This is a genomic window from Dactylosporangium sp. NPDC051087, from assembly GCF_055586325.1.
The window spans coordinates 392,805-416,829 of the sequence record NZ_JBVJIJ010000002.1 but is presented as its reverse complement, the minus strand read 5'-3'; the positions used below and the strand labels follow the sequence as shown (position 1 = coordinate 416,829).

General features: G+C 71.7%; 21 protein-coding genes. 10 read left to right on the top strand and 11 right to left on the bottom strand.

The annotated features are described in order from the left end of the window. Positions 1–42 precede the first annotated feature (42 nt). Both ACZ6TV_RS05380 and ACZ6TV_RS05375 read left to right on the top strand, forming a co-directional pair. On the top strand, positions 43–291 hold the full coding sequence (locus ACZ6TV_RS05380; RefSeq protein WP_465295615.1) for a hypothetical protein: 249 nt from the start codon (positions 43–45) through the stop codon (positions 289–291). A 14-nt stretch (positions 292–305) separates the two neighbouring features. Then, positions 306–896, top strand: a complete 591-nt coding sequence (locus ACZ6TV_RS05375) for a hypothetical protein (protein ID WP_465295613.1) — start codon at positions 306–308, stop codon at positions 894–896. Positions 897–909: 13 nt separating this feature from the next. Here ACZ6TV_RS05375 and ACZ6TV_RS05370 read toward each other — a convergent pair whose 3' ends face one another. After that, positions 910–2,805 (bottom strand): hypothetical protein, encoded by a 1,896-nt coding sequence (locus ACZ6TV_RS05370; protein ID WP_465295611.1) that lies wholly within the window; start codon positions 2,803–2,805, stop codon positions 910–912. Positions 2,806–2,850: 45 nt separating this feature from the next. Here ACZ6TV_RS05370 and ACZ6TV_RS05365 point away from each other — a divergent pair, with 45 nt between their 5' ends. Next, on the top strand, positions 2,851–4,023 hold the full coding sequence (locus ACZ6TV_RS05365) for an acyltransferase family protein (protein ID WP_465295609.1): 1,173 nt from the start codon (positions 2,851–2,853) through the stop codon (positions 4,021–4,023). Here the strand turns inward: ACZ6TV_RS05365 and ACZ6TV_RS05360 are convergent. The 5 genes from ACZ6TV_RS05360 to ACZ6TV_RS05340 form a co-directional block, all read right to left on the bottom strand. Then, entirely contained in the window at positions 3,992–4,342 is a 351-nt protein-coding gene (locus ACZ6TV_RS05360) for a 5'-nucleotidase (protein ID WP_465295607.1), read from the bottom strand. The genes ACZ6TV_RS05365 and ACZ6TV_RS05360 overlap by 32 nt on opposite strands. After that, positions 4,252–4,590, bottom strand: coding sequence for a 5'-nucleotidase (locus ACZ6TV_RS05355; protein WP_465295605.1), 339 nt, complete (start codon positions 4,588–4,590; stop codon positions 4,252–4,254). The genes ACZ6TV_RS05360 and ACZ6TV_RS05355 overlap by 91 nt, the downstream gene beginning before the upstream one ends. Positions 4,591–4,685: 95 nt before the next feature. Next, a complete protein-coding gene (locus ACZ6TV_RS05350) occupies positions 4,686–7,532 on the bottom strand; it encodes a vitamin B12-dependent ribonucleotide reductase (protein ID WP_465295603.1) in 2,847 nt (948 codons plus the stop codon). Positions 7,533–7,594: 62 nt separating this feature from the next. Next, entirely contained in the window at positions 7,595–8,113 is a 519-nt protein-coding gene (gene nrdR, locus ACZ6TV_RS05345; protein WP_354787107.1) for a transcriptional regulator NrdR, read from the bottom strand. Between the two features lie 275 nt (positions 8,114–8,388). Continuing rightward, a complete protein-coding gene (locus ACZ6TV_RS05340; protein WP_465295600.1) occupies positions 8,389–8,643 on the bottom strand; it encodes a LysM peptidoglycan-binding domain-containing protein in 255 nt (84 codons plus the stop codon). A gap of 457 nt (positions 8,644–9,100) precedes the next feature. On the opposite strand from ACZ6TV_RS05340, the gene lexA reads away from it, so the two are divergent. Beyond that, positions 9,101–9,781 (top strand): transcriptional repressor LexA, encoded by a 681-nt coding sequence (gene lexA, locus ACZ6TV_RS05335; RefSeq protein WP_465296124.1) that lies wholly within the window; start codon positions 9,101–9,103, stop codon positions 9,779–9,781. 1,532 nt (positions 9,782–11,313) lie between these two features. Here the strand turns inward: lexA and ACZ6TV_RS05330 are convergent. After that, positions 11,314–12,522 (bottom strand): DUF349 domain-containing protein, encoded by a 1,209-nt coding sequence (locus tag ACZ6TV_RS05330; protein ID WP_465295598.1) that lies wholly within the window; start codon positions 12,520–12,522, stop codon positions 11,314–11,316. A gap of 232 nt (positions 12,523–12,754) precedes the next feature. Between ACZ6TV_RS05330 and ACZ6TV_RS05325 the strand changes: the two genes are divergently transcribed. Genes ACZ6TV_RS05325 through dapF form a run of 3 tightly spaced genes read left to right on the top strand, consistent with a single transcriptional unit; the run spans position 12,755 to position 15,160 of the window. Beyond that, positions 12,755–13,420, top strand: a complete 666-nt coding sequence (locus ACZ6TV_RS05325; RefSeq protein ID WP_465296122.1) for a class III extradiol dioxygenase subunit B-like domain-containing protein — start codon at positions 12,755–12,757, stop codon at positions 13,418–13,420. Next, positions 13,411–14,304 carry a tRNA (adenosine(37)-N6)-dimethylallyltransferase MiaA gene (gene miaA, locus ACZ6TV_RS05320; RefSeq protein ID WP_465296120.1) on the top strand — a complete coding sequence of 298 codons (894 nt, stop codon included), beginning with the start codon at positions 13,411–13,413 and terminating at the stop codon, positions 14,302–14,304. The genes ACZ6TV_RS05325 and miaA overlap by 10 nt, the downstream gene beginning before the upstream one ends. A gap of 4 nt (positions 14,305–14,308) precedes the next feature. Next, positions 14,309–15,160, top strand: coding sequence for a diaminopimelate epimerase (gene dapF / locus ACZ6TV_RS05315; RefSeq protein ID WP_465295596.1), 852 nt, complete (start codon positions 14,309–14,311; stop codon positions 15,158–15,160). A 309-nt stretch (positions 15,161–15,469) separates the two neighbouring features. On the opposite strand, the gene ACZ6TV_RS05310 is transcribed toward dapF, so the two are convergent. Further along, the gene (locus tag ACZ6TV_RS05310) at positions 15,470–16,930 is read right to left on the bottom strand and encodes an NAD-dependent malic enzyme (protein ID WP_465295594.1); all 1,461 of its coding nucleotides are present in this window, start codon (positions 16,928–16,930) and stop codon (positions 15,470–15,472) included. 117 nt (positions 16,931–17,047) lie between these two features. On the opposite strand from ACZ6TV_RS05310, the gene hflX reads away from it, so the two are divergent. After that, positions 17,048–18,454, top strand: coding sequence for a GTPase HflX (gene hflX / locus ACZ6TV_RS05305; protein WP_465295592.1), 1,407 nt, complete (start codon positions 17,048–17,050; stop codon positions 18,452–18,454). A 119-nt stretch (positions 18,455–18,573) separates the two neighbouring features. After that, positions 18,574–20,010: a hypothetical protein gene (locus ACZ6TV_RS05300; RefSeq protein WP_465295590.1), complete on the top strand. Its 1,437-nt coding sequence runs from the start codon at positions 18,574–18,576 to the stop codon at positions 20,008–20,010. Positions 20,011–20,255: 245 nt separating this feature from the next. On the opposite strand, the gene ACZ6TV_RS05295 is transcribed toward ACZ6TV_RS05300, so the two are convergent. Genes ACZ6TV_RS05295 through surE form a run of 3 tightly spaced genes read right to left on the bottom strand, consistent with a single transcriptional unit; the run spans position 20,256 to position 23,119 of the window. Beyond that, entirely contained in the window at positions 20,256–20,828 is a 573-nt protein-coding gene (locus ACZ6TV_RS05295) for a hypothetical protein (protein WP_465295588.1), read from the bottom strand. A 22-nt stretch (positions 20,829–20,850) separates the two neighbouring features. Beyond that, positions 20,851–22,323, bottom strand: a complete 1,473-nt coding sequence (gene miaB / locus ACZ6TV_RS05290) for a tRNA (N6-isopentenyl adenosine(37)-C2)-methylthiotransferase MiaB (protein ID WP_465295586.1) — start codon at positions 22,321–22,323, stop codon at positions 20,851–20,853. A gap of 13 nt (positions 22,324–22,336) precedes the next feature. Continuing rightward, the gene (gene surE, locus ACZ6TV_RS05285) at positions 22,337–23,119 is read right to left on the bottom strand and encodes a 5'/3'-nucleotidase SurE (protein ID WP_465295584.1); all 783 of its coding nucleotides are present in this window, start codon (positions 23,117–23,119) and stop codon (positions 22,337–22,339) included. Positions 23,120–23,235: 116 nt separating this feature from the next. On the opposite strand from surE, the gene ACZ6TV_RS05280 reads away from it, so the two are divergent. Further along, positions 23,236–23,982 carry an amino acid ABC transporter ATP-binding protein gene (locus tag ACZ6TV_RS05280; RefSeq protein ID WP_465295582.1) on the top strand — a complete coding sequence of 249 codons (747 nt, stop codon included), beginning with the start codon at positions 23,236–23,238 and terminating at the stop codon, positions 23,980–23,982. The last annotated feature ends 43 nt before the right edge of the window (positions 23,983–24,025 follow it).

Genomic DNA, 24,025 nt, shown 5'->3' with positions numbered 1-24,025 from the left:
TCCCGCGGGGAGCGCTTACCCGCGGGACACACCATTTCCGCCATGAGACGAACCATCGCCGTCGCGCTCGCGATCGGGCTGCTGTTCGCCGGCGGCTGCGCACGTCAGGCCCGCCGCGACGCCGTTTCCACCCCGTCCACCGTGACCGTGCCGGCGTCCACCGGTCCCGTGCGGCCGTCGCAGGCGACCGACGCCGGTTCCGGCTCCGGTGCCGCATCGGTGGACGAGCTGCTCGACCAGATCGACGCGCAGCTGTCCGGTGACGCCCAGCCCGCCGACGACGAAGACTGAGAGGGACCGACACCGTGAAGCGCACCCTGATCGCCCTGACCCTGATCCTCACCGCCGTGCTGGTCCCGGGCACCGCCTCGGCCGAGCCGTCCGCGCGGCCGCTGGACACCGCCAAGAACGCCGTCGTCACCCGGATCGACAAGCGGCTCGACGCGCTGAAGAAGTTCGAGACGACCCTGGCCGCCGCGAAACAGGTCCAGCCCGCGCACCGCGACAACCTCACGAAGCTCATCAGCGACCAGCGCGCCGGCCTGACCACCCTGAAGACGAAGGTCCAGGGCGAGACGACCGCCGCCGCCGTGAAGGCCGACGCCCAGTCGATGGTGTTCGACTACCGCGTCTTCGTCCTCACCGGCCCGAAGGTCCGCCTCACCGCGGCCATCGACACCGAGCTCGCCGTCATCACCAAGCTGCGCGGCCTGCCGGGCGCCGACACCGCGAAGCTCGACACGATCGAGTCGACCCTCAAGGGCAAGGTCGACACCCTCCTGGGCGTCAAGCCGGGCCCGGACGCCACCGCCGTCAAGTCCCAGCTCCAGCCGGTCCGCGCCGCCGCCAAGACCGCCCACACGGACCTGAAGGCCCTGCGCAAGACCAAGAAGTAGGCGCCGCCCAGGATCAGGCGCGGAGGATCTCGATCCTCGCGGTGGGGTGGCGGAGACGGAGTGACTCGGCCCGGTGCTGGGCGTCGTCCGAGAGGGCGAGCAGGCGCATCGGGCCGGGCATTCTCGCGACCACGGCGTCGAGGCGGTCCGGGGAGTTGATCGGGCCGACGTGGTACGTGGCCGTGGCCATCTCGCCCGAGGTGCGGTGCAGGGTCGAGATGAACAGGGTCAGCCGGTACGAGTCGTAGCCGGGGTCGTCGCCGATGACGACGGTCGGCGGGCCGGGCGGGACGGCGAGGGCGGCTCTGGCGTAGAAGAGCTGGTCCGGGCCCGCGCCGGCCAGCCAGGTGGAGCTGGTGTCGAGGTGCTCGCGCTGCTCGCCGGCGCGTTCGCCGCCGATGAGGGCGACGATCGCCATGAGGACCGACGCGGTCCGCAGGTGGGACGGGGTCAGCCCCTGGCGGGGCAGGTGCAGGGCGAGCGCGCCGGCGCCCGCCAGGAGCAGGGCCAGGACGAGGAACAGGGCCTTGTTGGCGTAGTACCCGCTGCCGGACCCGAAGAGCCGCTGCACGGCCAGCATGCCGACGGCGAAGCCGGCCACGGGGACGAAGATCAGGGCGTACGAGCGCCAGATCCGGCTCTTGCGGCCGCGCCTGGTCAGCATGCCCGACGCGACGAGGCACAGCAGCACGACGAGGCCTTCGCGGCCGACCTTCAGGGAGCCGACGCTGAGCAGCGCGCCCGCCTGGCCCGCGACGAGGACGCCGATGGCCAGGGGCACGGCGCTGGTGACGGCGATGGCGAGCGCGAGGGCGGGGATCGCCCGGCCGTGGTGCCGCCGGCGTTCCCGCATCAGCCACAGGATCGCGGCGAGGCCGACCGGCGGCAGGTACAGGTAGTACGTGAACCCGACCGCCGCCAGGAGGGACGCGACGAGCAGCAGCTGCTGGCGCCGCCGTGGCACCGGCCGGACGAGGACGGTCAGGAGCATGAGCGCCTCGGCGAGGCCCAGGACCTGGCTCGGGTAGCCGAACCGGACGAGGTCCAGCAGCTCGCCGAACGCGCACAGCCCCGCGATCCCGGCCGCGACGACGGCGGTGCGGCCCGGGGTGAGGCCGCCCGCGCCGATCCACTGCGCCGCCCAGACGAGGGTGGCGGCGAGCAGCACGTACCCGGCCGCGACGAACGCCAGGTAGTGGTCGAACATGCCGGCGCCGGTGCCCTGCGCCGCGGCGGAGGACCTGACGAACCCGTCGAGCAGCGCGGCCGTCAGGTGCTCGCCCTGCGGGTAGGACACCATGCCCTCGTAGATGAGGGACTTTCCTGCCTCCGGGCGCTGGAAGACGTACCCGCCGACACGGCGGATCGCGTCGAACAGCGCCGCGTGCCGGGCGAGGTCCTCGCCGTCCATGACGAGCCCGAGCCGCCCGGCGCGGCCGCCACGCAGCAGCGGCCAGGCGACCACGGCGCCGACGGCGGCGACCGCGAGCAGGGCGATCCCGTCGGTGGCACCTGGGCGCGGCAGCCGGGGCCGGCGGCCGGTCCTCGCGGCGGCGACGATCAGCACGGTGGCGCCCGCGCCGCCGGCGGTCACCGGATGCAGCCCCCACGGCCAGACGGCGAACGCGAGCGCGGCGAGGCAGGTGAGGCCGAGCAGCAGCCCGGTGGCGAGCATCAGCCGGTCGAGGACGGTCCTGCCGCCCCGCAGGAGCGCGGCGGTGCCGACCAGGAGCAGCGGCGGCACGAGGTACGCGACCCCGGCGAGGTACAGCAGGGCGATGACCAGCCACGCGCCCGCGACCAGGGCGGCGATGCGCAGTTGCTTGGGTGGGTTCCGCGTCGTGAGCGCGTCTGTCGTGAGGGTGTCCGTCGTGAGGGTGTCCGTTTTGGGGGGAGCGGATACTGACACAACTCACTTAACGACGAAGTCGGTCATCTGGTCGTTTGTCAGGATGTGTTGGCTGACCGGTACTCGCCCCGCGCGAACGCTCTCGGGTTCCTGCGGTTGTGTCTCGCCCTCGCGGTCCTGGCCGGCCACTCCTGGCCGCTGGGCGCGGGCCGGGCGACGCCGGGACTGGACCTGTCCCGCGGTCAGGCGGACGTGGGAGCCCTGGCGGTCGACGGGTTCTTCGTCCTGTCCGGCTTCCTCGTCACGGCCAGCGCGGCCCGGCTGGGCGCGGTCCGCTTCGCGTGGCACCGCTGCCTGCGGATCTTCCCCGGCCTGTGGGCCTGCCTGCTGCTCACCGCCGCTTGCGCCGGATTTTTCACGACATTTCCTGAGGCATTCTCGTTCGCCTGGGGCAACGCGCTCGGGCAGCCGCACCGGTGGGGCATCGGCACGCTGTTCAGCGACACCCCCTACGGCCGGCTGACCGGCGGCGGGTCCGTCGTCAACGGCTCGCTGTGGAGCCTGTCGTTCGAGCTCTTCTGGTACGGCGTCTTCACCGCCCTCACCGCCTGCGGCGTGATCCGCCGCTCCCCGCGCCTGATCCTGCTGCTCACCGCCGGCGCGTACGCGGTCCTGCTCAGCGACTTCCTCCACCAGCTGCCGCACACCGCCCGCACCGTCCCACAACCCCGCGGCGCCTTCGGCCCGATCCCGCTCTTCGGCTCGCTCAACACCCAGACCCTCGTCTACCTCGGCTTCCTGTTCCTGCTGGGTGCTTCGGCGCAGCTGTACCGACACCGCATCCCGATGAACGGGATCCTGGCGGCCTGCGCGGCCGCGGTGCTGCTGACCACGCTGCGGTTCGGCGCCTTCCACGTGCTCGGCTACCCCGCGTACGCCTACCTGCTGCTGTGGCTGGCCTGCACGCTGCCCCCGTGGACCCACCGCATCGGCCGCACCCACGACTACTCGTACGGCATCTACATCTACGCGTTCCCGACCCAGCAGACCCTCGCCACCCTCGGCGTGCACCACTGGGGCCTGCCCGCGTACGTCGCCGTGTCCGCCCTGGCCACGACGCTGCTCGCGGCCGCGTCCTGGCACCTGGTGGAGCGCCCCGCGCTGACCTTCAAGGACTGGACCCCGGGCCCCACCCACAGCGACCCACCCCGACGCCCGCCGGCCCCTGAACCGGCCGCCTCCGGGATCACACCTCGTGATGTCCGGCTGGGGCGATAGCGGCACCGGTTTCATCATTGGCGATGCCGAACGGGACATGGACGCTCGGCGCCGCCCGCGAGGTCGACAGCAGGTGCGTCGGCTGGTCATCGAAGAAGATGTGCGGCTTCAGGATCTCGACGACCTTGCCCTTGTCCACCCCGCCGAGGAAGAAGGCGTCGTTGACCGTCACACCCCATGCCTTGAGACTGGCGACCGCCCTCTCGCGTGACGGCGCGTTGCGCGCCGTCACGATGGACACGTGCAGGCGTATGCGATATTTCTCGTCGGCTGACTTCCTCGCCTCTTCTCGCCGCTGGATCTGGTTGACCTGCCGCAAGAAGTCCCGCAATGGCCCTGGCGAATGCGGAGTCCCCGCATTCGCCTGCAGAGGTCGTTCAGCGAGAGAAGGCGCTTGATGAACGGGAAGGCAACACCCGGGGCGAGGAAGTTGTTCAGGTTCTCTTCCTGATACTTCCGGTAGGCCTCCTCGCCATCTCGACGGAAAACCTCATCCGACGCCTTCAGGTCGAACAGCGCACTGGACGCGATTCCGACCACCAGACAGTTGTCGAGGTCGTAGGCCATCTGGTCTCCAGGAAGTGCGCGATCAGTTCGGGCGGAAACCGGCGACCGCCCGGACCCTGTGTGGGCCCGGGCGGTCGTGGTGCAACGAGGACCTGTCAGCTGCAGCCGCTGGTGGAGCCGCAGCCCTCGCAGACGTAGCAGCTGCCGGCCGGGCGCATCTTCGTGCCGCAGGTGAAGCACAGCGGAGCGTCGGCGGCCTTGCCCTGGACCAGTTCGAGCAGCTCGGTCGACGAGCCGACCTTGCGCGGCGCGGCGACCTCGACCGGCTTCGACGCCGGCTTCGTGGCCGCTTCAACCGGGGCGGAGTTGCGCATCTCGGTCAGGTCGACGTCGGGCTCGCCGGCCTCGGCGCGCAGCTGGGCAGCCCGCTCCGCGGACGTGAGGATCCCCAGCTCCGACCGGGTGTCGAAGTCCAGGAAGTCCAGGGCGAGGCGCCGGAAGATGTAGTCCATGACGGACGACGCCAGGCGGATGTCCGGGTCGTCGGTCATGCCGGCCGGCTCGAAGCGCATGTTGACGAACTTGCTGACGTAGGTCTCCAGCGGTACGCCGTACTGCAGGCCGATGGAGATCGCCACGGAGAAGGCGTCCATGACGCCGGCCAGGGTGGAGCCCTGCTTCGACATCTTGAGGAAGACCTCGCCGAGGCCGTCGTCCGGGTACGACGACGCGGTCAGGTACCCCTCGGCGCCGGCGACGGAGAACGACACGGTCGAGCTCGGGCGCTTCTTCGGCAGCCGCTTGCGGACCGGGCGGTACTCGATGACCTTCTCGGTCTTCACGACCTCCTGCACGACGGGCTCGGCCACCTCCGGAGCCTTCTTCGCGGCGGAGGAGGACACCGCGGACAGCGGCTGGCCGACCTTGCAGTTGTCACGGTAGATCGCGAGGGCCTTGAGGCCGAGCTTCCAGCCCTGGAAGTAGATCTCCTCGACGTCCTCGACGGTGGCCGCCTCCGGCATGTTGACCGTCTTGGAGATGGCGCCGGAGATGAAGGGCTGGATCGCCGACATCATCCGGACGTGGCCCATCGGGGCGATGGTGCGCTCGCCCATGGCGCAGTCGAACACGCTGTAGTGCTCGGCGCGCAGGCCGGGGGCGTCCACGACGTGGCCGTGCTCGGAGATGTGCTCGACGATGGCCTCGACCTGCTCCTCCTGGTACCCCAGGTTGCGCAGGGCGCGCGGGACGGTCTGGTTGACGATCTGCATCGAGCCGCCGCCGACGAGCTTCTTGAACTTGACCAGGGCCAGGTCCGGCTCGACGCCAGTGGTGTCGCAGTCCATCATCAGGCCGATGGTGCCGGTCGGGGCGAGCACCGAGGCCTGCGAGTTGCGCCAGCCGTTGCGGGCGCCGATCTCGTTGCCCCGGGTCCACTCCGCCGTCGCCGCGGCCTTGATCGCGACGTCGACGCCGCCGACCGTGCTGATCGCGTCGTTGGCGGTGGCGTGCTGGCGCATGACCCGCTGGTGCGGCGTGGCGTTGCGGGCGTAGCCGTCGTACGCGCCGACGATCCCGGCGAGCTCGGCCGAGCGGCGGTACGCCGTGCCGGACATGAGGCTGGTGATCGTCGCGGCGACCGCGCGGCCACCGTCGGAGTCGTACGCGAGGCCGCTGGCCATGAGCAGGGCGCCGAGGTTGGCGTAGCCGATGCCGAGCTGGCGGTACGCGCGGGTGGTGGCGCCGATCTTCTCGGTCGGGAAGTCGGCGAAGCAGATCGAGATGTCCATCGCGGTGATGACGAACTCGACCGACTTCACGAACTTCTCCACCGCGAACGTACCGTCGGCGTTGAGGTACTTCATCAGGTTGAGCGACGCGAGGTTGCAGCTGGAGTTGTCCAGGTGCATGTACTCGCTGCACGGGTTGGACGCGGTGATCCGGCCGGTCTCCGGGCAGGTGTGCCACTCGTTGATCGTGTCGTCGTACTGGATGCCGGGGTCGGCGCACTCCCACGCGGCCTGGGCGAGCTTGCGGAACAGCTCGCGGCCCTTGACCGTCGACACGACGCTGCCGTCGAGGCGTGAGCGCAGCGCGAACTCGGCGTCGTCCTCGATGGACTGCATGAACTCGGCGGAGACCCGGATCGAGTTGTTGGCGTTCTGGTACTGGACGCTGACGATGTCCTTGCCGCCGAGGTCCATGTCGAAGCCGGCGTCACGCAGGGCGCGGATCTTGTTCTCTTCGCTGGCCTTGGTCTCGATGAACTCCTCGACGTCGGGGTGGTCGACGTCCAGGATCACCATCTTGGCCGCGCGGCGGGTCGCGCCGCCGCTCTTGATCGTCCCGGCGGACGCGTCAGCGCCGCGCATGAAGCTGACCGGGCCGCTGGCGGTGCCGCCGCTGCTGAGCAGCTCCTTCGAGGAGCGGATGCGGGACAGGTTGACGCCGGAGCCGGAGCCGCCCTTGAAGATCAGCCCCTCTTCCTTGTACCAGTCGAGGATGCTGTCCATCGAGTCGTCGACGGCGAGGATGAAACAGGCGCTGACCTGCTGCGGCGACTGGGTGCCGACGTTGAACCAGACGGGCGAGTTGAAGCTGAACACCTGGTGCAGCAGCATCCACGTGAGCTCGTGGGCGAACACCTCGGCGTCGGCGGGCGTCGCGAAGTAGCCGTTGTCCTCGCCGGCCTTGCGGTACACGGTCACGACGCGGTCGATCAGCTGCTTCAGCGACCACTCGCGGGCGTCGGTGCCGACCGCGCCGCGGAAGTACTTGGTGGTGACGATGTTGGCCGCGTTCACGGACCAGGAGTCCGGGTACTCGACGCCGCGCTGCTCGAAGTTGATCGAGCCGTCGCGCCAGTTGGTCATGACGATGTCGCGACGCTCCCACGTCACCTCGTCGTAGGGGTGGACCCCCTCGGTCGTCCACACCCGCTCGACGCGCAGGCCCTGTGCCTCTTTGCGCGACGCTGCCTTGGTCTTCGTCTCCCCCGCCATCCGCGGCCCCCTCAGTGTCTTCTCTTTTGTGTTGTCGTTCTCGGCGTTGGTACGACCTGCGCTCAGCCGACCGGTTCGGCGGCGCGCTCCCCCTGTGACGGTGCTGCCTGATGCTGTGTGGCGCTGGCCGGCCGGTTCGACGCGGCCCGCAGCGACGCGATCTCACGTTCGAAGTCCTGCAGCGAGTCGAACGACCGGTAGACGCTCGCGAAGCGGAGATACGCCACCTCGTCGAGCTCCCGCAGCGGCGCGAGGATGGCCAGGCCGACCTCGTGGCTCGGCAGCTCGGCGGCGCCGCGGGCGCGGACGGTCTCCTCGACCTTCTGCGCGAGCACGGCGATCGCGTCCTCGTCGACCGGGCGGCCCTGGCACGCCTTGCGGACCCCCGCAATGATCTTGGTACGGCTGAACGGCTCCGTCACACCGCTGCGCTTGACGACGGCGAGGACGGCTTCCTCAACGGTGGTGAACCTGCGGCTGCATTCGGGACAGGACCGACGCCGGCGGATGATCTGGCCGTCCTCGGCTTCCCGGGAGTCGACCACCCGTGAGTCGGCGTGGCGGCAGTACGGGCAGCGCATGCGGTGGCCTTCCAGTCTACGTCGGATATGTCCGGATAAAACGCACGCGAACGCCCAGCGGGCGGCCTTTGGCGCTGGCCTCCGCTGGTTGTCACCGTTGGTAAGGGTGATTGCCGAATCCACAACCTGTGGACGACTTACAACCCTGTAACTACTACATCTAGGGGTAGACGCTATGCCGACGCCTACGCGGACGCAAGTTGATCCGCGAATTCCACCCCACGCGTGTCACGCGCCACATCATCTGGCGTTGGCGTGATGTTCGTTTGCCCTGATCAGCGTTGCCGTGGCAGGGTCAGCCGCTGCCCGGCGTCGACACTGTAGCCGTCCAAGTGGTTGAGACGGCGGATCTCCTCCATGGTCGCGTCGCGCCCACGGCCCCCCGAGTGCCGGGTCGCGATGTCCCACAGGGTGTCGCCCGGCTGCACGATGACGACCGGCGCCGCCCCCGGCGGGTCCGCCGCCTGCCCCGGCACCGCGACGAGCGTGAAAATCCCGCCCGCGACGGCGAGCAGCAGGCAGAAGAGCACGACACGTCCCCTGCGGGTGAGCCGGATGGGTGGGTTTCGCGGGTGTCGTCGCATCTCAGCCCTCGATTCCGTACAGCCGTTCGATCGAACGGACGTACGATGGTCTACCAGAGCGGGAAGACCCGAGTCCAGCAACACGCCGAAAAATCGGCGCGCCACGTAGTACAGATGTTTGAAACTGTCACACCTCGGCGATACGGTGATCCACACACGATCGAGACGATTGATCGGGATACCCGAAATTTGCGACAGCCGGTGCCGTCACATCCGGTGACGGACGAGGTGGCGGGCCGACCCAACGGCCCGTCCGCACCAGCGGCCTCCCACCGCTGGTGCCAACAAGAGGGAGGACGACGTGTCAGCCGACGACCGCACCGACGATTCCGCCGAGGTCACCGCGATCGGCAGCGGCACCAGCCGCCGGGCCGGCACCCGCCGCCGCGGAGGCGAGCCGGAGATGCGCGCGGTCACCGCGGTGGTCAGCGCCTTCCCAGACCTGTTCGCCGCCGACCTGACCGTCCGCCAGCGGCGCATCCTCGAGTTCATCCGCAGCGCCGTGGACCGCAACGGCTATCCCCCGAGCGTCCGCGAGATCGGCGAGGCCGTCGGCCTGGTGTCCCCTTCCAGCGTCGCCTACCAGCTCAAGGAGCTGGAGCGGAAGGGCTACCTGCGCCGCGACCCCAACCGCCCCCGCGCCGTCGACGTCCGCCCGCCGAGCGAGCTCGTCTCCGTCGACGAGGAGGCCGAGCGCGCCGCCCGCCCCGCCCCCGCCTACGTGCCCGTCCTGGGCCGCATCGCCGCCGGTGGCCCGATCCTCGCCGAGCAGGCCGTCGAGGACGTCTTCCCGCTCCCCCGCGAGCTCGTCGGCGAGGGCACCCTCTTCATGCTCCAGGTCAAAGGCTCCTCCATGATCGAGGCGGCCATCTGCGACGGCGACTGGGTCGTCGTCCGCCAGCAGCCCAACGCCAACAACGGCGACATCATCGCGGCCATGATCGACGGCGAAGCCACCGTCAAGACCTACCGCAACCGCGACGGCCACATCTGGCTCATGCCGCAGAACCCGGCCTTCGACCCCATCGCCGGCGACCACGCCACCATCCTCGGCCGCGTCGTCACCGTCGTCCGCCGCATCTGACCCACTCCCGGCCGCCGGCCCCACCGGTGGCCGTCTCAGCACCGCACATCCGCCGTTCCGGGGCGTTGCCCGGGGCCGGCGGTCGCCGGGACCGTTGTCGGACCGGTCCCGGATCGAGAATGGCCCGCTCGGCCTCGCCAGGCCGAGGCGGGCCTTCGCGTCTCCGCCCTTTGCCTGCCGCCCACGTTCGCCCTTGCCTGTCGCCGGCCCATGCCTGTCGCCCCGCGCTGTGGCCGGCCCGCGCTGTGGCCGGCCCGCGCTGTGGCCAGCCCGCGCTGTGGCCAGCCCCTGCTTATCGCCCACGCTGTGGCCGGCCCTCGTTCGCCCGCGCTGTGGCCAGCACCTGCCTGTCACCCACGCTGTGGCCGGCGCTTGTCTGTCACCCACGCTGTGGCCGGCGCTTGTCTGTCGCCCGCGGTGTGACCGAAACGAGCGGCCCCGCCGTGCGACTGGATGCCGGACAGGCGACCAGTCGGCCTGCGGCGCCCTGCGTTCGGCCACGCTGCTGTCCGGGCGGCGGTTGCACCCGTATCCGGGCGGCAGTCGCACCCGTGTCTGGGTAGTGCGTGCATCCACCGACGCCGGGTTCGGCCTGGTCGAGCGGCTCGCTCACGGCCGCAGAGGGCACCGCGTCCAGGCCCGGGCCACCGCCTCGGCCCGGCCGCCACAGAAAGCACTACGCCGGGTCAGCCACCGCCTTGATCTGCCCGCCGCCGGGAACACCGCCTCCGGCCAGCCACCACTCCGGTCCACCCGCCGCCGGGAGCAGAGCATCCCAGCCAGCGCCTCGATCGGCTCGCCACAGAGACCACCGCACCCGGCCGGCCACATCTCGGCCGGCTACAGCTCGCTCGACCCGCCACAGAGACCACCGCACCCGGCCGGCCACCATCCCGGCCAGCCACCGCCTCGCTCAGCCCATCGCAGAACGCCTGGCCAGCCACCATCCCGGCCAGCCACCGCCCCGCTCGACCCGCCACAGAGACCACCGCACCCGACCAGCCACCACCCCACTCAGCCCATCGCAGAGAACACCCCCACCTGGCCTCCATCACCCGGGCCAGCCACCGCCTCGGTCCGCCCGTCGCAGAGAGCACCGCACCGGGTTCAGCCGCGACTCCCGCCTGCCGGCTGCTGAGGTCGCGGCCCAGGTCTCCCGGACACGACGGCCATCGCCTCCGACTGGCCGCCGCGGTTCCCAGCGCCACCGCCAGCGCCTCCAGCCGTCCCGCGGCGACCGGCGGACCCGGCCAGGGCCGCCAGGTCCGCTCACGGGCGCGCTCACCCGAATGAGCCGGCCGCACAGCTCCGGTCAAGCCGTCCACCTGCGAGTCCAGACCCGGCCGCGGCGCCGTCCGGCCTTCGAGCGGCATCCACCGGCCGCCGAACGGCCCGGCGCTCCCCTCCCGCAGCAGCCGCGGGGAGGCGCGACTGCCCGGAAAACGACGTTGACCACTACACGCCGCGGCGTGTAGTGGTCAACTTTTCTATGTCGGACGGGCTCGGGGTCCCGTCACTGGAGAAGTCGCGGGTCAGCCGGTGTGCTCGGCCATGGCGAGGAACTTGCGCTTGGACTCGAGGGCCTTCTCGGCCTCCTTGATGCGGCGCTGGTCGCCGGCGGCCTGGGCGGAGGCGAGCTGCTGCTCGGCCCGGGCCACCTGCTCCCGCATCTGGGCGAGCAGGGGGCTCGCCTCCGGCGGGGTGCGGCGCCAGGCGGCGTCCATCGCGGTCTTGACCTTGTCCTCGACGACGCGGAGGCGGCGGTCGAGGCCGGTCTGGGCCTCGCGCGGGACGCGGCCGACCTCGTGCCAGGCGGCCTGGATGTCGCGGAGCTTGGCCTGGGCGCCCTTCGGGTCGCCGTCGACGTCGAGGGCCTCGGCGTCGACGAGGAGCGCCTGCTTGGCGTCGAGGTTGCCCTTGAACTCGGCGTCGCGGGCGGTGAAGACCTCGCTGCGGCGCTTGAAGAAGGAGTCCTGGGCGGCGCGGAACCGCTCCCAGAGCTTCTGCTCCGTCTCCTTCGCGGCGCGGGGGGCGGCCTTCCACTCGGTCATGAGGTCCTTGAGGCGGGCGGCCGTCGCGTTCCACTCGGTGGACTCGGCGATCTGCTCGGCCTCGACGACCAGCTCCTCCTTGCGACCCTGGGCCTGCTTGCGGCTGGCGTCCAGGGTGGCGAAGTGCGCGCCGCGGCGGCGGGTGAAGGCGTCGCGGGCGGCCGCGTAGCGCTTCCAGAGCTCGCTCTCGGCCTTCTTCTCGACGCCGTGGATGGACTTCCACTCGTCGAGGATCTCCTTGAGCCGGTCGCCCGCGGTCTTCCAGCCGGTGGCGTCGGCCGCGATGGCCTCGGCCTCCTCGACCAGGGTGGTCTTGCGGGTGAGGGCCTCGGCGCGGGCGGCGTCGCGGGCCGCGCGGGCGGCGCCCGCCTTCTCCTCGGCGATCGAGGTCAGCTTGTCGAGGCGGGCGGCGAGCCCGTCGATGTCGCCGACCACGTGGGCCTCGTCCAGGCCGCTGCGCAGTCGCTTGATGGTGGACAGCGACTGACCTGCGTCGGCCGCGCCGCTGCCGAGCCGTGCCTCGATCAGGTCGACCTCGGTCACCAGGTCGGCGAACCGGCGGGCGAAGTGGGCGAGGCCCTCCTCCGGTGTGCCGGCCTGCCACGATCCGATGGCCCGCTCTCCGGCTGCCGTCTTCACGAAGACGTTGCCGTCAGCGTCGATCCGTCCAAACGTCGTAGGCTCGCTCATCTGCCATCCTCGCTCCCGGCGTCCGTGGGATCGGGTATCCCACCGTTACGCCGCCATCGCACAGCAAAGTTCCCCATGGCATTCTCACAGGTGTGCCCCGGGGCTGGTCGAGGGCCTGCGGCCGAACCGTGACCATTCCGGTGCCGAATGGGTCGCGCGATGCCGCCGAGACCGTCCCGACTACCGTTGTCCCGTGCCGTTCGCCGCCGCCGCAGTCTGCCCACATCCGCCGATGCTCGTGCCCGAGGTGGCCGCTGGGGCCGCCGGGGAGCTCGACGAGCTGCGTGCCGCCTGCCGCGTCGCGGTGGCGCACCTGGCCGGCGCCGAGTCACTCGTCGTGGTCGGTGCCGACACGATGACGGTACGCCGTGAACCCCCGTTCGGGGGAACCCTCTCCCCCTGGGGCATCGACATCCGGGTCGGCGCGCCCACCGGGGACCCGCTGCCGCTGAGCCTGCTGATCGGCGCCTGGCTGGTCGAGGACGACAAAAACCGAAATTTCGGAAATGTTCAGTACCAGAGCATCGCCGCCGACGCGACGCCGGACGAGTGCGCGGCCCTGGGCAGGAGCATCGCCGGCACCGGCGCCGCCATCCTCGTCATGGGCGACGGCTCCGCCTGCCGGGGTGAGAAGTCACCGGGTTATGACGACCCGCGGGCCGAGGGCTTCGACACGGCCGTCGCCGACGCCCTCGCCAAGGGGGACACCAGGGCGCTGCTCGGCCTGGACCCCGCCCTCGCCGCCGAGCTGCTGGCCGGCGGCCGCGCCGCGTGGCAGGTGCTGGCGGGCGCCGGCGCGGAGCAGGGCACGGGGCACGGCGCGGGGCACAGGACGACCGAGCTGCTGCACCACTCCGCCCCCTACGGCGTCGGCTACCTCGTCGCGAGCTGGCGGTGACCCGCGTCGTCGCGGTCGTCGGCCCCACCGCGGCGGGCAAGTCCGCGCTGAGCATCAGGCTCGCCCACGAGCTCGGCGGTGAGGTGGTCAACGCCGACTCGATGCAGCTGTACAAGGGCATGGACATCGGCACGGCCAAGCTCACCCTGACCGAGCGGGACGGCGTGCCGCACCACGTCCTCGACATCTGGGACGTGACCGAGCCGGCCAGCGTCGCGGTGTATCAGGAGCTCGCCCGCGCGGCGATCGACGACATCGCCGCCCGCGGACGGGTCCCGCTCCTGGTCGGCGGCTCGGGCCTCTACGTGCGGGCCGTCCTGGAGGACTTCGACTTCCCCGGCACCGACCCCGCCCTGCGCGCCGCCCTGGAGCAGGAGCTCGCCGAGGTCGGTCCGCGGGTGCTGTACGACCGGCTGCGCAGCACCGACCCGGAGGCGGCCGAGCGCATCCTGCCCGGCAACGGCCGCAGGATCGTCCGGGCCCTGGAGGTCAACGCGCTGACCGGCACGACGTTCACGGCGAGACTGCCTTCGCAGCCGCGGCCGGTGTACGACGCCCTGCAGCTCGGCGTCGACGTGGACACGGCGGTGCTGGACGCGCGGATCGAGGCCCGCGTCGACGGGATGTGGGCGGCCGGCCTGGTCGACGAGGTGCGCGCCCTGGAGGCCAAGGGCCTGCGCGACGGCAGGACGGCCGGCGCCGCGCTCGGCTACAAACAGGTGCTCGACGACGAGGCCACCGCCCGGGCGGAGACGGTGCGGGCCACCAGGCGGTTCGTGCGCCGGCAGCGGTCCTGGTTCCGCCGGGACGACCGGATCGTGTGGCTCGATGGTGGCGCTGACGACATCGCCGCAGCGGCGCTGGGGGTCGTGCGGCAAGATTGACGCCATGCGCTTCGCCAAGGGACATGGAACGGGCAACGACTTCGTCATCCTGCCCGACCCCGACGGCGTGCTGCCGTTGACGCCCGCGTTCGTCGCCGCGCTCTGCGACCGCCGGCGGGGCATCGGCGCCGACGGCGTCCTGCGCGTGGTCCGCAGCGCCGCCCACCCCGACGCCGAGGCGTCCGCGGGGACGGCCGAGTGGTTCATGGACTACTGGAACGCCGACGGCTCCCAGTCCGAGATGTGCGGCAACGGCGTGCGCGTCTACGCCCGCTATCTCGCCGAGGCCGGCCTGGTCGCCCCCGAGGGGTCGTTCAACCTGGTCACCCGCGCGGGGGTGGTGCCGGTGACCATCGGTGAGGAGATCGCCGCCGGCATGCCGATCCCGCGGGTGTACGTCCGCAGCGAGGCCACCAGCGAAGGCCGCACGTTCGGCGGCACGGCCGTGGACGTCGGCAACCCGCACCTGGTCTGCCCCGTCGACGAGCCCACGCTGGAGCGGCTGGACCTGACCCGCGCGCCCGGCATCGACCCGCTGATCTTCCCGGCCGGCGTCAACGTCGAGTTCGCCGCCGCCGGGTCCCCGCCGGCCGGCGCCGACCTGTACCGGCGGATGCGCGTCTACGAGCGCGGCTCCGGCGAGACGCAGTCGTGCGGCTCCGGGGCGTGCGCGGTCGCGGCGGTCGCCCTCGAGCACGCCGGCCTGGAGACCGGCGTGGTCGTCGTGGACGTGGCCGGCGGCCGGCTGACGATCACGCAGACGGCGTCGGAGTTCCTGCTCGCCGGCCCGGCCGTGATCGTCGCCCACGGTGACGTCGACGCCCAGGCGATCCGCCAGCTGGCCCCGACCTTCTAGACCCGCGGCCCGGCTCCCGCGCGTTCCACGACCGCTCCGCCCGGCGTTCCGGCCGCGCTGGTCGGCGGGCAAGCCCCGCTGGTCGGCGGGCCACAACCGCTCCGCCCGGCAGGACACCCGGCACCGCGTGGCTGCCCGGCCCTGCCGCTCTGATCGGCGCGCCACAACCGCTCCGCACGCCGGCCGCGCTGGTCGGCGCGCGACAACCGCTCCGCCGGGCGTTCCGGCCGCCCTGGTCGGCGCGCGACAACCCCGCCGCCCGGCGCGACGACCAAAGCCGTCGGCGCGCCGGGACGCGGCAGGGGCAGGTCAGGGCCGCTCGACGGGGGCCGGGATCGTGGACGGCTCGCCGTCCACCGTGCTGTCCAGGTGAGGACCCTTCGCGGCGGCCCTGACCGCGGCGGCGACCGCGGGGGCGACCCGCGCGTCGAAGACGCTGGGCACGATGACGCTCGGGTTGAGCTTGTCCTCGCCGACGGAGTCCGCGATCGCCCGGGCCGCCGCGATGGCCATCGCCTCGGTGAACTCGCGGGCCTGCGCGTCGAGCATGCCTCGGAACACGCCGGGGAAGGCGAGGACGTTGTTGATCTGGTTCGGCTGGTCGGAGCGGCCGGTGGCGACGATGGCCGCGTGCTCGCGGGCCTCCCGCGGGTCGACCTCCGGGTCGGGGTTGGCCAGGGCGAACACGATCGAGTTGGGCGCCATCGTGGCGAGGTCGTCGCCGGTGAGCAGGTTCGGCGCGCTGACCCCGATGAAGACGTCCGCACCGCGCAGCGCGCCCTTGAGGTCGCCGGCGTAGCCGGTCTTGTTGGTGTGCTCGACCAGCCACGGCCAGGCGCCGGTGAGGCCGGGCAGGTCGCGGTGCAGGGCGCCGGGCCGGTCGGTGGCGATCACGTCGCCGACGCCCTGGCGCAGCAGCAGCTTGATGATCGCCGTGCCGGCCGCGCCGGCGCCGCTGACCACGACCCGGATGTCGCTCATGGACTTGCCCACGACGCGCAGCGCGTTGGTGAGCGCGGCCAGGACGCAGATGGCGGTGCCGTGCTGGTCGTCGTGGAACACGGGGATGTCCAGCATCTCCCGCAGCCGCTCCTCGATCTCGAAGCAGCGCGGCGCGGCGATGTCCTCGAGGTTGATGCCACCGTACGCCGGGGCGATCGCCCGCACGATCGAGATGATCTCCTCGGTGTCCTGCGTGTCGAGCGCGACCGGCCACGCGTCGACGCCGCCGAACCGCTTGAACAGCGCGGCCTTGCCCTCCATGACGGGCATCGCGGCGGCCGGGCCGATGTTGCCCAGGCCGAGCACGGCGGAGCCGTCGGTGACGACCGCCACCGTGTTGCGCTTGATCGTGAGGCGGCGGGCGTCGTCGGGGTTCTCCGCGATCTGCAGGCACACGCGGGCCACGCCGGGCGTGTACGCCCTGGACAGCTCGTCACGGTTGCGCAGCGCGACCTTGGGAGTGACCTCGATCTTACCGCCGAGGTGCAGCAGGAACGTGCGGTCCGAGACCTTGCGCACGTCGACCCCGTCGAGCTTCTCCAGGCAGGCCACGACCTGCTCGGCGTGCGCGGAGTCGGCGGTGTCGCAGGTCAGGTCGACCACGACCGCGGTGCTGTCGGAGTCGACGACGTCGACCGCGGTGACGACGCCTCCCGCCTCACCGACCGCGGTGGTGAGCCTGCCGATCGCCGAGGCGTCGGCACGGACGGAGACACGGATCGTGATGGAGAACCCGGCGCTGGGCAAACGGTGCGTGGCAGTCGTCACGTCACCCATTCTTATCCCCCGGCCCGGGTGACCGGTGCGGGGGGACATATCAAGTGCCACAAAGCCGGTGAGGTGTCACGATTGGGGGGTCATACAGATCGGAACAAGGAGAACCTGTTGCGAGCAACCGCCGCAGAAACCTGGGAGATCGCCGATGACGGCGACGGCCTGGAGCTCGAGGAGCGGCATGCGCTACGCCGTGTCGCCGGTCTGTCGACCGAGCTCGCCGACGTCACCGAGGTCGAATACCGCCAGCTGCGCCTCGAGCGGGTCGTGCTCGTCGGGGTGTGGACCGAAGGCACCGCCACCGACGCGGAGAACTCCCTCGCGGAGCTCGCCGCCCTCGCCGAGACCGCCGGGTCGCAGGTCCTCGACGGGCTGATCCAGCGCCGCGGCCGGCCCGACTCCAGCACCTACATCGGCTCCGGCAAGGTCGACGAGCTGCGGGCCGTGGTGCAGAGCACCGGCGCCGACACGGTCATCTGCGACGGGGAGCTGTCCCCCTCGCAGCTGCGGACCCTGGAGGCGAAGGTCAACGTCAAGGTCATCGACCGGACGGCGCTGATCCTGGACATCTTCGCCCAGCACGCGAAGAGCAAAGAGGGCAAGGCCCAGGTCGAGCTCGCGCAGCTGCAGTACTTCCTGCCGCGACTGCGAGGCTGGGGTGAGGCGCTGAGCCGGCAGGCCGGTGGCTCGGCCAGCGGCAACGGCGGCGTGGGCCTCCGCGGTCCCGGTGAGACCAAGATCGAGACCGACCGGCGCCGGATCCGCACGAAGATCAGCCGGCTCAAGCGGGAGATCGCCGCGATGGCGACGATCCGCGACACCAAGCGGGCCACCCGGCGCCGCAACAGGGTGCCCAGCGTCGCGATCGCCGGCTACACCAACGCGGGGAAGTCGAGCCTGCTCAACCGGCTCACCGGCGCGGGCGTGCTGGTCGAGGACGCGCTGTTCGCCACGCTGGACACCACGACGCGGCGCTCGCGCACCGACGACGGCCGGCTGTACACGCTGTCGGACACCGTCGGGTTCGTCCGGCACCTGCCGCACCAGCTGATCGAGGCGTTCCGCTCCACCCTGGAGGAGGTCGCCGAAGCCGACCTCGTCCTGCACGTGGTGGACGGCGCCCACGCCGACCCGGAGGAGCAGGTCCGCGCCGTCCGCGAGGTCCTCGCCGAGGTCGGTGCGGATGCCGTACCGGAGCTGCTGGTCGTCAACAAGATCGACGCCGCCGACGAGGAGACCCAGCTGCGGCTGAAGTCCCTGTGGCCGGACGCGGTGTTCGCCTCGGCGCGCACCGGCTCGGGCATCGACGCGGTCAAGGCGGCGCTGGAGCAGCGGCTGCCGTGGCCGGCGATCGAGCTGACGGCCGTGGTGCCGTATGAGCGCGGCGACCTGGTCGCGAGGGTTCACACGATCGGGGAGGTCCTCGAGACCGCGCACCTGGCCGAGGGCACGCGGATCCGGGCGCGGATCAACGAGACCCTGGCCGCGGAGCTCGCCCCATTTGCCGTGAAGTCGTAGATTCGTCCGATCACTGCGAGTGAGAGCCGGACCGGGCGCACCCACATCTGGTCCGGCTCTGCCAGACTTGTCCGATGCGACAGCGGGTTGGCCTGGCCATCGGTGCGGCTTGTAGTGCGGTGACGAGTCTGTTCCTGGGGCTTGCGGCGCCCGCCGCGGCGGCCCCGAGCCCCTCGGCCAACACCGGCCAGGCACCGGTTGAGGGTGCGGGTCAGAAGGTCTGCACCCCCGACTCGTCCAAGATCAACGAGATCTCCGGCCTCGTCGCGACCGCCACCGGCTACTACGCGATCAACGACAGCGCCCCCGCCGGCGGCAAGGCCAGGATCTTCACGCTCGACGCCGCCTGCAAGGTCGTCGGCACCCCGGTCAACTACGACCCGACCGCCCGCGACCCCGAAGACCTCGCGATCGACAAGAACGAGACGCTGTGGATCGCCGACATCGGCGACAACACCGAGGCCTCCGGCGGCAGCGCCACCCCCCGCCCGACCGTCGCGGTGTGGACCCTGGCCAAGGGCGCGAAGGCACCGGTCATCAACCGTCTCGCGTATCCGGACGGCAAGAAGCGCGACGCCGAGGCCATGCTCCTGGGCGGCGACGGCCTGCCGATCATCATCACCAAGGACCCCATCGGCGAGGTCTGGGTCCCCGAGGGCCCCCTGCAGCCCAACACCAGCAAGGGCGTCAAGCTCAAGCAGGTGGGCACGTTCGCGCCCCAGGAGACGAAGACGCCCAACCCGCTCTCCTTCCTCGGCGTGAAGGCGATCACCGGCGCCGCCTCCTCCCCCGACGGCTCCCGGGTCGTCATCCGCACCTACTCCGACGCCTACGAGTTCGACGTCCAGGGCGGCGACGTCGTCAAGGCCATCACCACCGGCAAGCCGCGCATCACGCCGCTGCCCAACGAGGCCCGCGGCGAGGCGATCACCTACTCGACCGACGGCAAGCAGTTCATCACCGCCTCCGACGTGCCCTCCGAGCAGACGGCGCCGATCCTCAAGTACACGCCGCAGAACGTCACTCCGGGCAAGGGCGGCGGCGCGGTCCTGCCCACCCCGAAGCCCGACGACCGGTCGTTCCTGGAAGACCTGACGCTGCAGGACATCACCTACATGGTGGCCGCCATCGGCATCGTGGGGCTGCTGCTCGTCGTCGCCGGCATCATCGGCATCCGCCGCTCCCGCGCCACCCGCCGCGCCGCCGCCGGGTCCGGCCCCGCCCGCGGCTCGGCACCCCGCCCCACCGGCGACGACCTGCCGCCCGACGACGGCGGCACCGGCAACGTCTACGGCGCCCGCCCGGCCGCCTCGGCCGCCCGCGGCGCGACCGCCCCCGGCGGCACCGTCTACGGCGCCGGCGGCGGCCAGTCCGACCCGCGCGACTTCGACCACCAGCCCGGCTATGACCAGCCGCGCGGCTACCCGCCGGGCCCCCAGCAGGGCGGCGGCGTGTATGGCGCCCCGCAGGGCGGTTACGACCAGCGCGGCGTCTACGGCTCAGGCCGCCCCGGCGACCAGGGCGGCTACGAACGCGGCTACGCCCCACACCGCTGACCCGCACGCTCGCAGCCGTGGCGGCGGCCGGCTACGGGTCCGGGGTGCGCGCGAGCGCCCATCGGCCGAATCGCACGCCGCCGCTCAGCTCGACGCCCGCACCCTCACGGCCGCAGTCCGCGCCCATGACGGCGGCCGGCCACGGGTCCGGGGTGCGCGAGCGCCCATCGACCGAATCACACGCCGCCGCTCAGCTCGACGCCCGCATCCTCGCGGCCGCGGTCCGCGCCCGTGACGGCGGCCAACTACGGGTCCGGGGTGCGCGTGAGCGTCCATCGGCCGAATCGCACACCGTCGCTCAGCTCGACGTAGGGATCGGCCGCGAGCCGGTAGTCGCCGGGGTCGAGGTCCAGCAGGATTCCCGGGGGCACCGTCGGGCGACGTCCGGGGCGCAGCATCGGGGACGGGGCCGGGCACGGCAGGGACGAACTCGCTGCCGTAGGGGCCGAAGCCGTCGAGGGCGGCGGTGAACACGGCGAGGCAGCCGCTGCGCAGCGTGATCGCGTCGGCGCCCCAGGTGCCGAGGTGCCGGTGCCCCAGCGCGGCGGGCAGGGTGATCGGGTAGTTGCGCCCGGCGGCGAAGGCGAAGGCGACCGTGCCGTGGCCGAAGACCACCCCTCGTCGCTGGGGCGGCCGTCGATGGCGATGAGCGCGGCGCGGCCGGCCCCGACCGGGATGCTGGTCACGTCCTCGTCGAGCTCGCAGACCGCGTCATATGCGTCGTCGGTGTGCCCGAGCCAGGACGCGCGCAGCGTCGCGTCCACGGCCATGAACACGTCGCCGTTGGTGTACACCCGGCCGGCGTGCACCCACACCACGGCGGCCCTCCTCAGCGGCGGGTCAGCAGGAGCGGGCGGGTGCGGCCGACGGGGGCGGGGTGCCGATGGTGGGCATGCCGAGGGAGACACCCGGGGTGCGGGTGACCCGGCCGGCCTCCCAGGCGTCGCCGGCGCGGGTGCGGCGGTGGGACAGCAGGGGGCCGTCGGCGTTGAGGTGGTGCGGGGCGGCATAGGTCACCGTGGTGTGCACGATGTCGCCGGGGCGCAGGGTGAGCGACGGGTCGGCGGCGAAGTGCACCAGGCGCCCGTCCCGCGCGCGGCCCGACATGCGGCCGGTGGCGCCGTCCTTGCGGCCCTCACCGACGGCGACCAGGACCTCGACCGGCGTGCCGACGAGCTTCTTGTTCTCGTCCCAGCTGATCTCCTCCAGGGTGGCGATCAGCCGGTCGTACCGCTCCTGCACGACCGCCTTCGGCACCTGCAGGTCCATGGTGGCGGCGGGCGTGCCCGGGCGCTTGGAGTACTGGAACGTGAAGGCGCTGGAATACCGGGCCTCGCGGACCACGTCCAGGGTGCGCTCGAAGTCGTCGTCCGTCTCGCCGGGGAAACCGACGATGATGTCGGTCGTGATCGCGGCGTCGGGCATGGCGGCCCGGACCTTGGCGATGATGCCCAGGTAGCGCTCGGCGCGATACGAGCGGCGCATCGCCTTCAGGACGGGGTCGGAGCCGGACTGCAGCGGCATGTGCAGGGAGTGGCAGACGTTGGGCGTCTCGGCCATGGCGGCGATGACGTCGTCGGTGAAGTCCTTCGGGTGCGGGCTGGTGAAGCGGACCCGCTCCAGGCCCTCCACGTCGCCGCAGGCCCGCAGGAGCTTGCCGAAGGCGAGCCGGTCGCCGAACTCGGCACCGTAGGAGTTGACGTTCTGCCCGAGGAGGGTCACCTCCAGGACGCCTTCCGCCGCGAGGGCGCTGACCTCGGCGAGGATGTCGCCGGGGCGGCGGTCCTTCTCCTTGCCGCGCAGCGCGGGCACGATGCAGAAGGTGCAGGTGTTGTTGCAGCCGACGGAGATCGAGACCCAGCCCGCATAGGTCGACTCGCGCCGGGTAGGCAGCGTCGAGGGGAACACCTCGAGCGACTCGAGGATCTCGACCTCGGCGGCCGCGTTGTGGCGCGCGCGCTCCAGCAGCACCGGCAGCGAGCCGATGTTGTGGGTGCCGAAGACGACGTCGACCCACGGGGCCTTCTTGACGATGTCGCCGCGGTCCTTCTGCGCCAGGCAGCCGCCGACGGCGATCTGCATGCCGGGCTGGGCGAGCTTCGTCGGGCGCAGGTGGCCGAGGTTGCCGTAGAGGCGGTTGTCGGCGTTCTCCCGCACGGCGCACGTGTTGAACACGACGACGTCCGGCTCCGCGTCGGCGGGCACCGGGACGTAGCCGGCGTCCTCGAGCAGGCCGGAGATGCGCTCGGAGTCGTGGGCGTTCATCTGGCAGCCGTAGGTGATGACCTTGAAGCTGCGAGGGGTCTCAGTCATAGCAGCGAGAAGTCTAGCCGCCGACGTGCTCACCGGCGGTATCCACCAGCCCCGGCAGCACCACGTCGGACGCTTCGCGGGGCGGGCGGATCGCGCTGACCGAGACGTAGCCGTCCAGCAGCCACGCGTCGTCGCTGCCGGGCTCCGCACCGTGGTCGCTCTGCTCGAGGGACATCCGCACGTACCCGTGGCCCTGCTCCATCAGGACCATCTGCACGGTGCCGAACTGCGCGAGGGTCGCCCGGCGGATGCCGCGCAGGTCCCCGGCCTCCAGGTTGGGCACGTTGACGTTGAGCACGTATTCGTCGGACAGCAACGGCAGCAGGTCGCCGGCGACCTCGGCCGCGGTGTCCCAGTACTCGTCCTGGTCCCCCTCAGGCGCCCGGAAGGGGATGTCCAGGGAGACCGCCATGGCGCGGCAGCCGTTGGCGACGGCGGTGAACGCGGCGCCGACCGTGCCGGAGTGCAGGACGGCCGCGCCGGTGTTGGGTCCGCGGTTGATGCCGGACAGGATCACGTCCGGCTCGGCCCCGTACGCGCCCCTGGTCGCCATCAGCGCGATGAACGCCGGCGACGCGGAGACGGCGTACGTCGGCACGCCCGCGAACAGCGGCGGACGGACCTCGGTCGCGATCAGCCCGTCGGCCTCGACTCCGGTGAGCGAGCTGCCCGAGCCGCTCGCCTCGCGGGCCGGGGCCGCCACCACCACGTCGTGCCCGAGACGGACCGCCATCTCGGCGAGGGCGTGCAGGCCGGGGCTGTCGATGCCGTCGTCGTTGGTCACCAGGATGCGCATGGTCATCATTGTGACAACTCCCGGCCGTTATCCGTCCGTGACCGCTATGCGGCCGTTCGTGGGCATCGCCACCGCTACCGTCGAGCCACCGAAAGAGCCGAGACGCGATGGGGCGGATGATGACGGACGAGCCTTTGATCGTGCTCAGCGGCGTCAACAAGTGGTTCGGCGAGCTGCATGTCCTCAAGGACGTCAATCTCTCGATCGCCCGCGGCGAGGTCGTGGTCGTGATCGGCCCGTCGGGCTCGGGCAAGTCGACGCTGTGCCGGGCGATCAACCGGCTGGAGCCGATCAACAACGGCGACATCGTGTTCGACGGCACCAGGCTGCCGGAGGAGGGCAAGCCCCTCGCGCGGCTGCGCAGCGAGGTCGGCATGGTGTTCCAGTCGTTCAACCTGTTCGCGCACAAGACCATCCTCGAGAACGTGATGCTCGGGCCGGTCAAGGTCCGCAAGGAGAAGGCGGACGTGGTGCGGGAGCGCGCCATGGGCCTGCTCGACCGGGTGGGGATCGCCGCGCAGGCGCAGAAGTATCCGGCGCAGCTGTCCGGCGGCCAGCAGCAGCGGGCCGCGATCGCCCGGGCCCTGGCGATGCAGCCGAAGGCGATGCTGTTCGACGAGCCGACGAGCGCGCTGGACCCGGAGATGGTCGGCGAGGTGCTCGACGTCATGACGGGCCTCGCGGGCGAGGGCATGACCATGGTCGTGGTCACGCACGAGATGGGCTTCGCGCGGCACGCCGCGAACCGGGTCGTGTTCATGGCCGACGGCCAGCTGGTCGAGGAGGCGGACCCGAAGACGTTCTTCGCCAACCCGCGCACCGACCGGGCCAAGGACTTCCTGTCGAAGATCCTCACGCACTAGAAGACCTCCTAAAGCACACGAACGACGCTCTATAGGCGCACGA

Bases quoted from the DNA above. Each gene is read 5' to 3' on its own strand.
- ACZ6TV_RS05380 (WP_465295615.1), top strand. From the start codon at position 43: ATGAGACGAACCATCGCCGTCGCGCTCGCGATCGGGCTGCTGTTCGCC.
- ACZ6TV_RS05355 (WP_465295605.1), bottom strand. From the start codon at position 4,590: ATGGCCTACGACCTCGACAACTGTCTGGTGGTCGGAATCGCGTCCAGT.
- ACZ6TV_RS05350 (WP_465295603.1), bottom strand. From the start codon at position 7,532: ATGGCGGGGGAGACGAAGACCAAGGCAGCGTCGCGCAAAGAGGCACAG.
- nrdR (WP_354787107.1), bottom strand. From the start codon at position 8,113: ATGCGCTGCCCGTACTGCCGCCACGCCGACTCACGGGTGGTCGACTCC.
- lexA (WP_465296124.1), top strand. From the start codon at position 9,101: ATGCGCGCGGTCACCGCGGTGGTCAGCGCCTTCCCAGACCTGTTCGCC.
- ACZ6TV_RS05330 (WP_465295598.1), bottom strand. From the start codon at position 12,522: ATGAGCGAGCCTACGACGTTTGGACGGATCGACGCTGACGGCAACGTC.
- ACZ6TV_RS05325 (WP_465296122.1), top strand. From the start codon at position 12,755: ATGCTCGTGCCCGAGGTGGCCGCTGGGGCCGCCGGGGAGCTCGACGAG.
- dapF (WP_465295596.1), top strand. From the start codon at position 14,309: ATGCGCTTCGCCAAGGGACATGGAACGGGCAACGACTTCGTCATCCTG.
- miaB (WP_465295586.1), bottom strand. From the start codon at position 22,323: ATGACTGAGACCCCTCGCAGCTTCAAGGTCATCACCTACGGCTGCCAG.
- surE (WP_465295584.1), bottom strand. From the start codon at position 23,119: ATGCGCATCCTGGTGACCAACGACGACGGCATCGACAGCCCCGGCCTG.
- ACZ6TV_RS05280 (WP_465295582.1), top strand. From the start codon at position 23,236: ATGATGACGGACGAGCCTTTGATCGTGCTCAGCGGCGTCAACAAGTGG.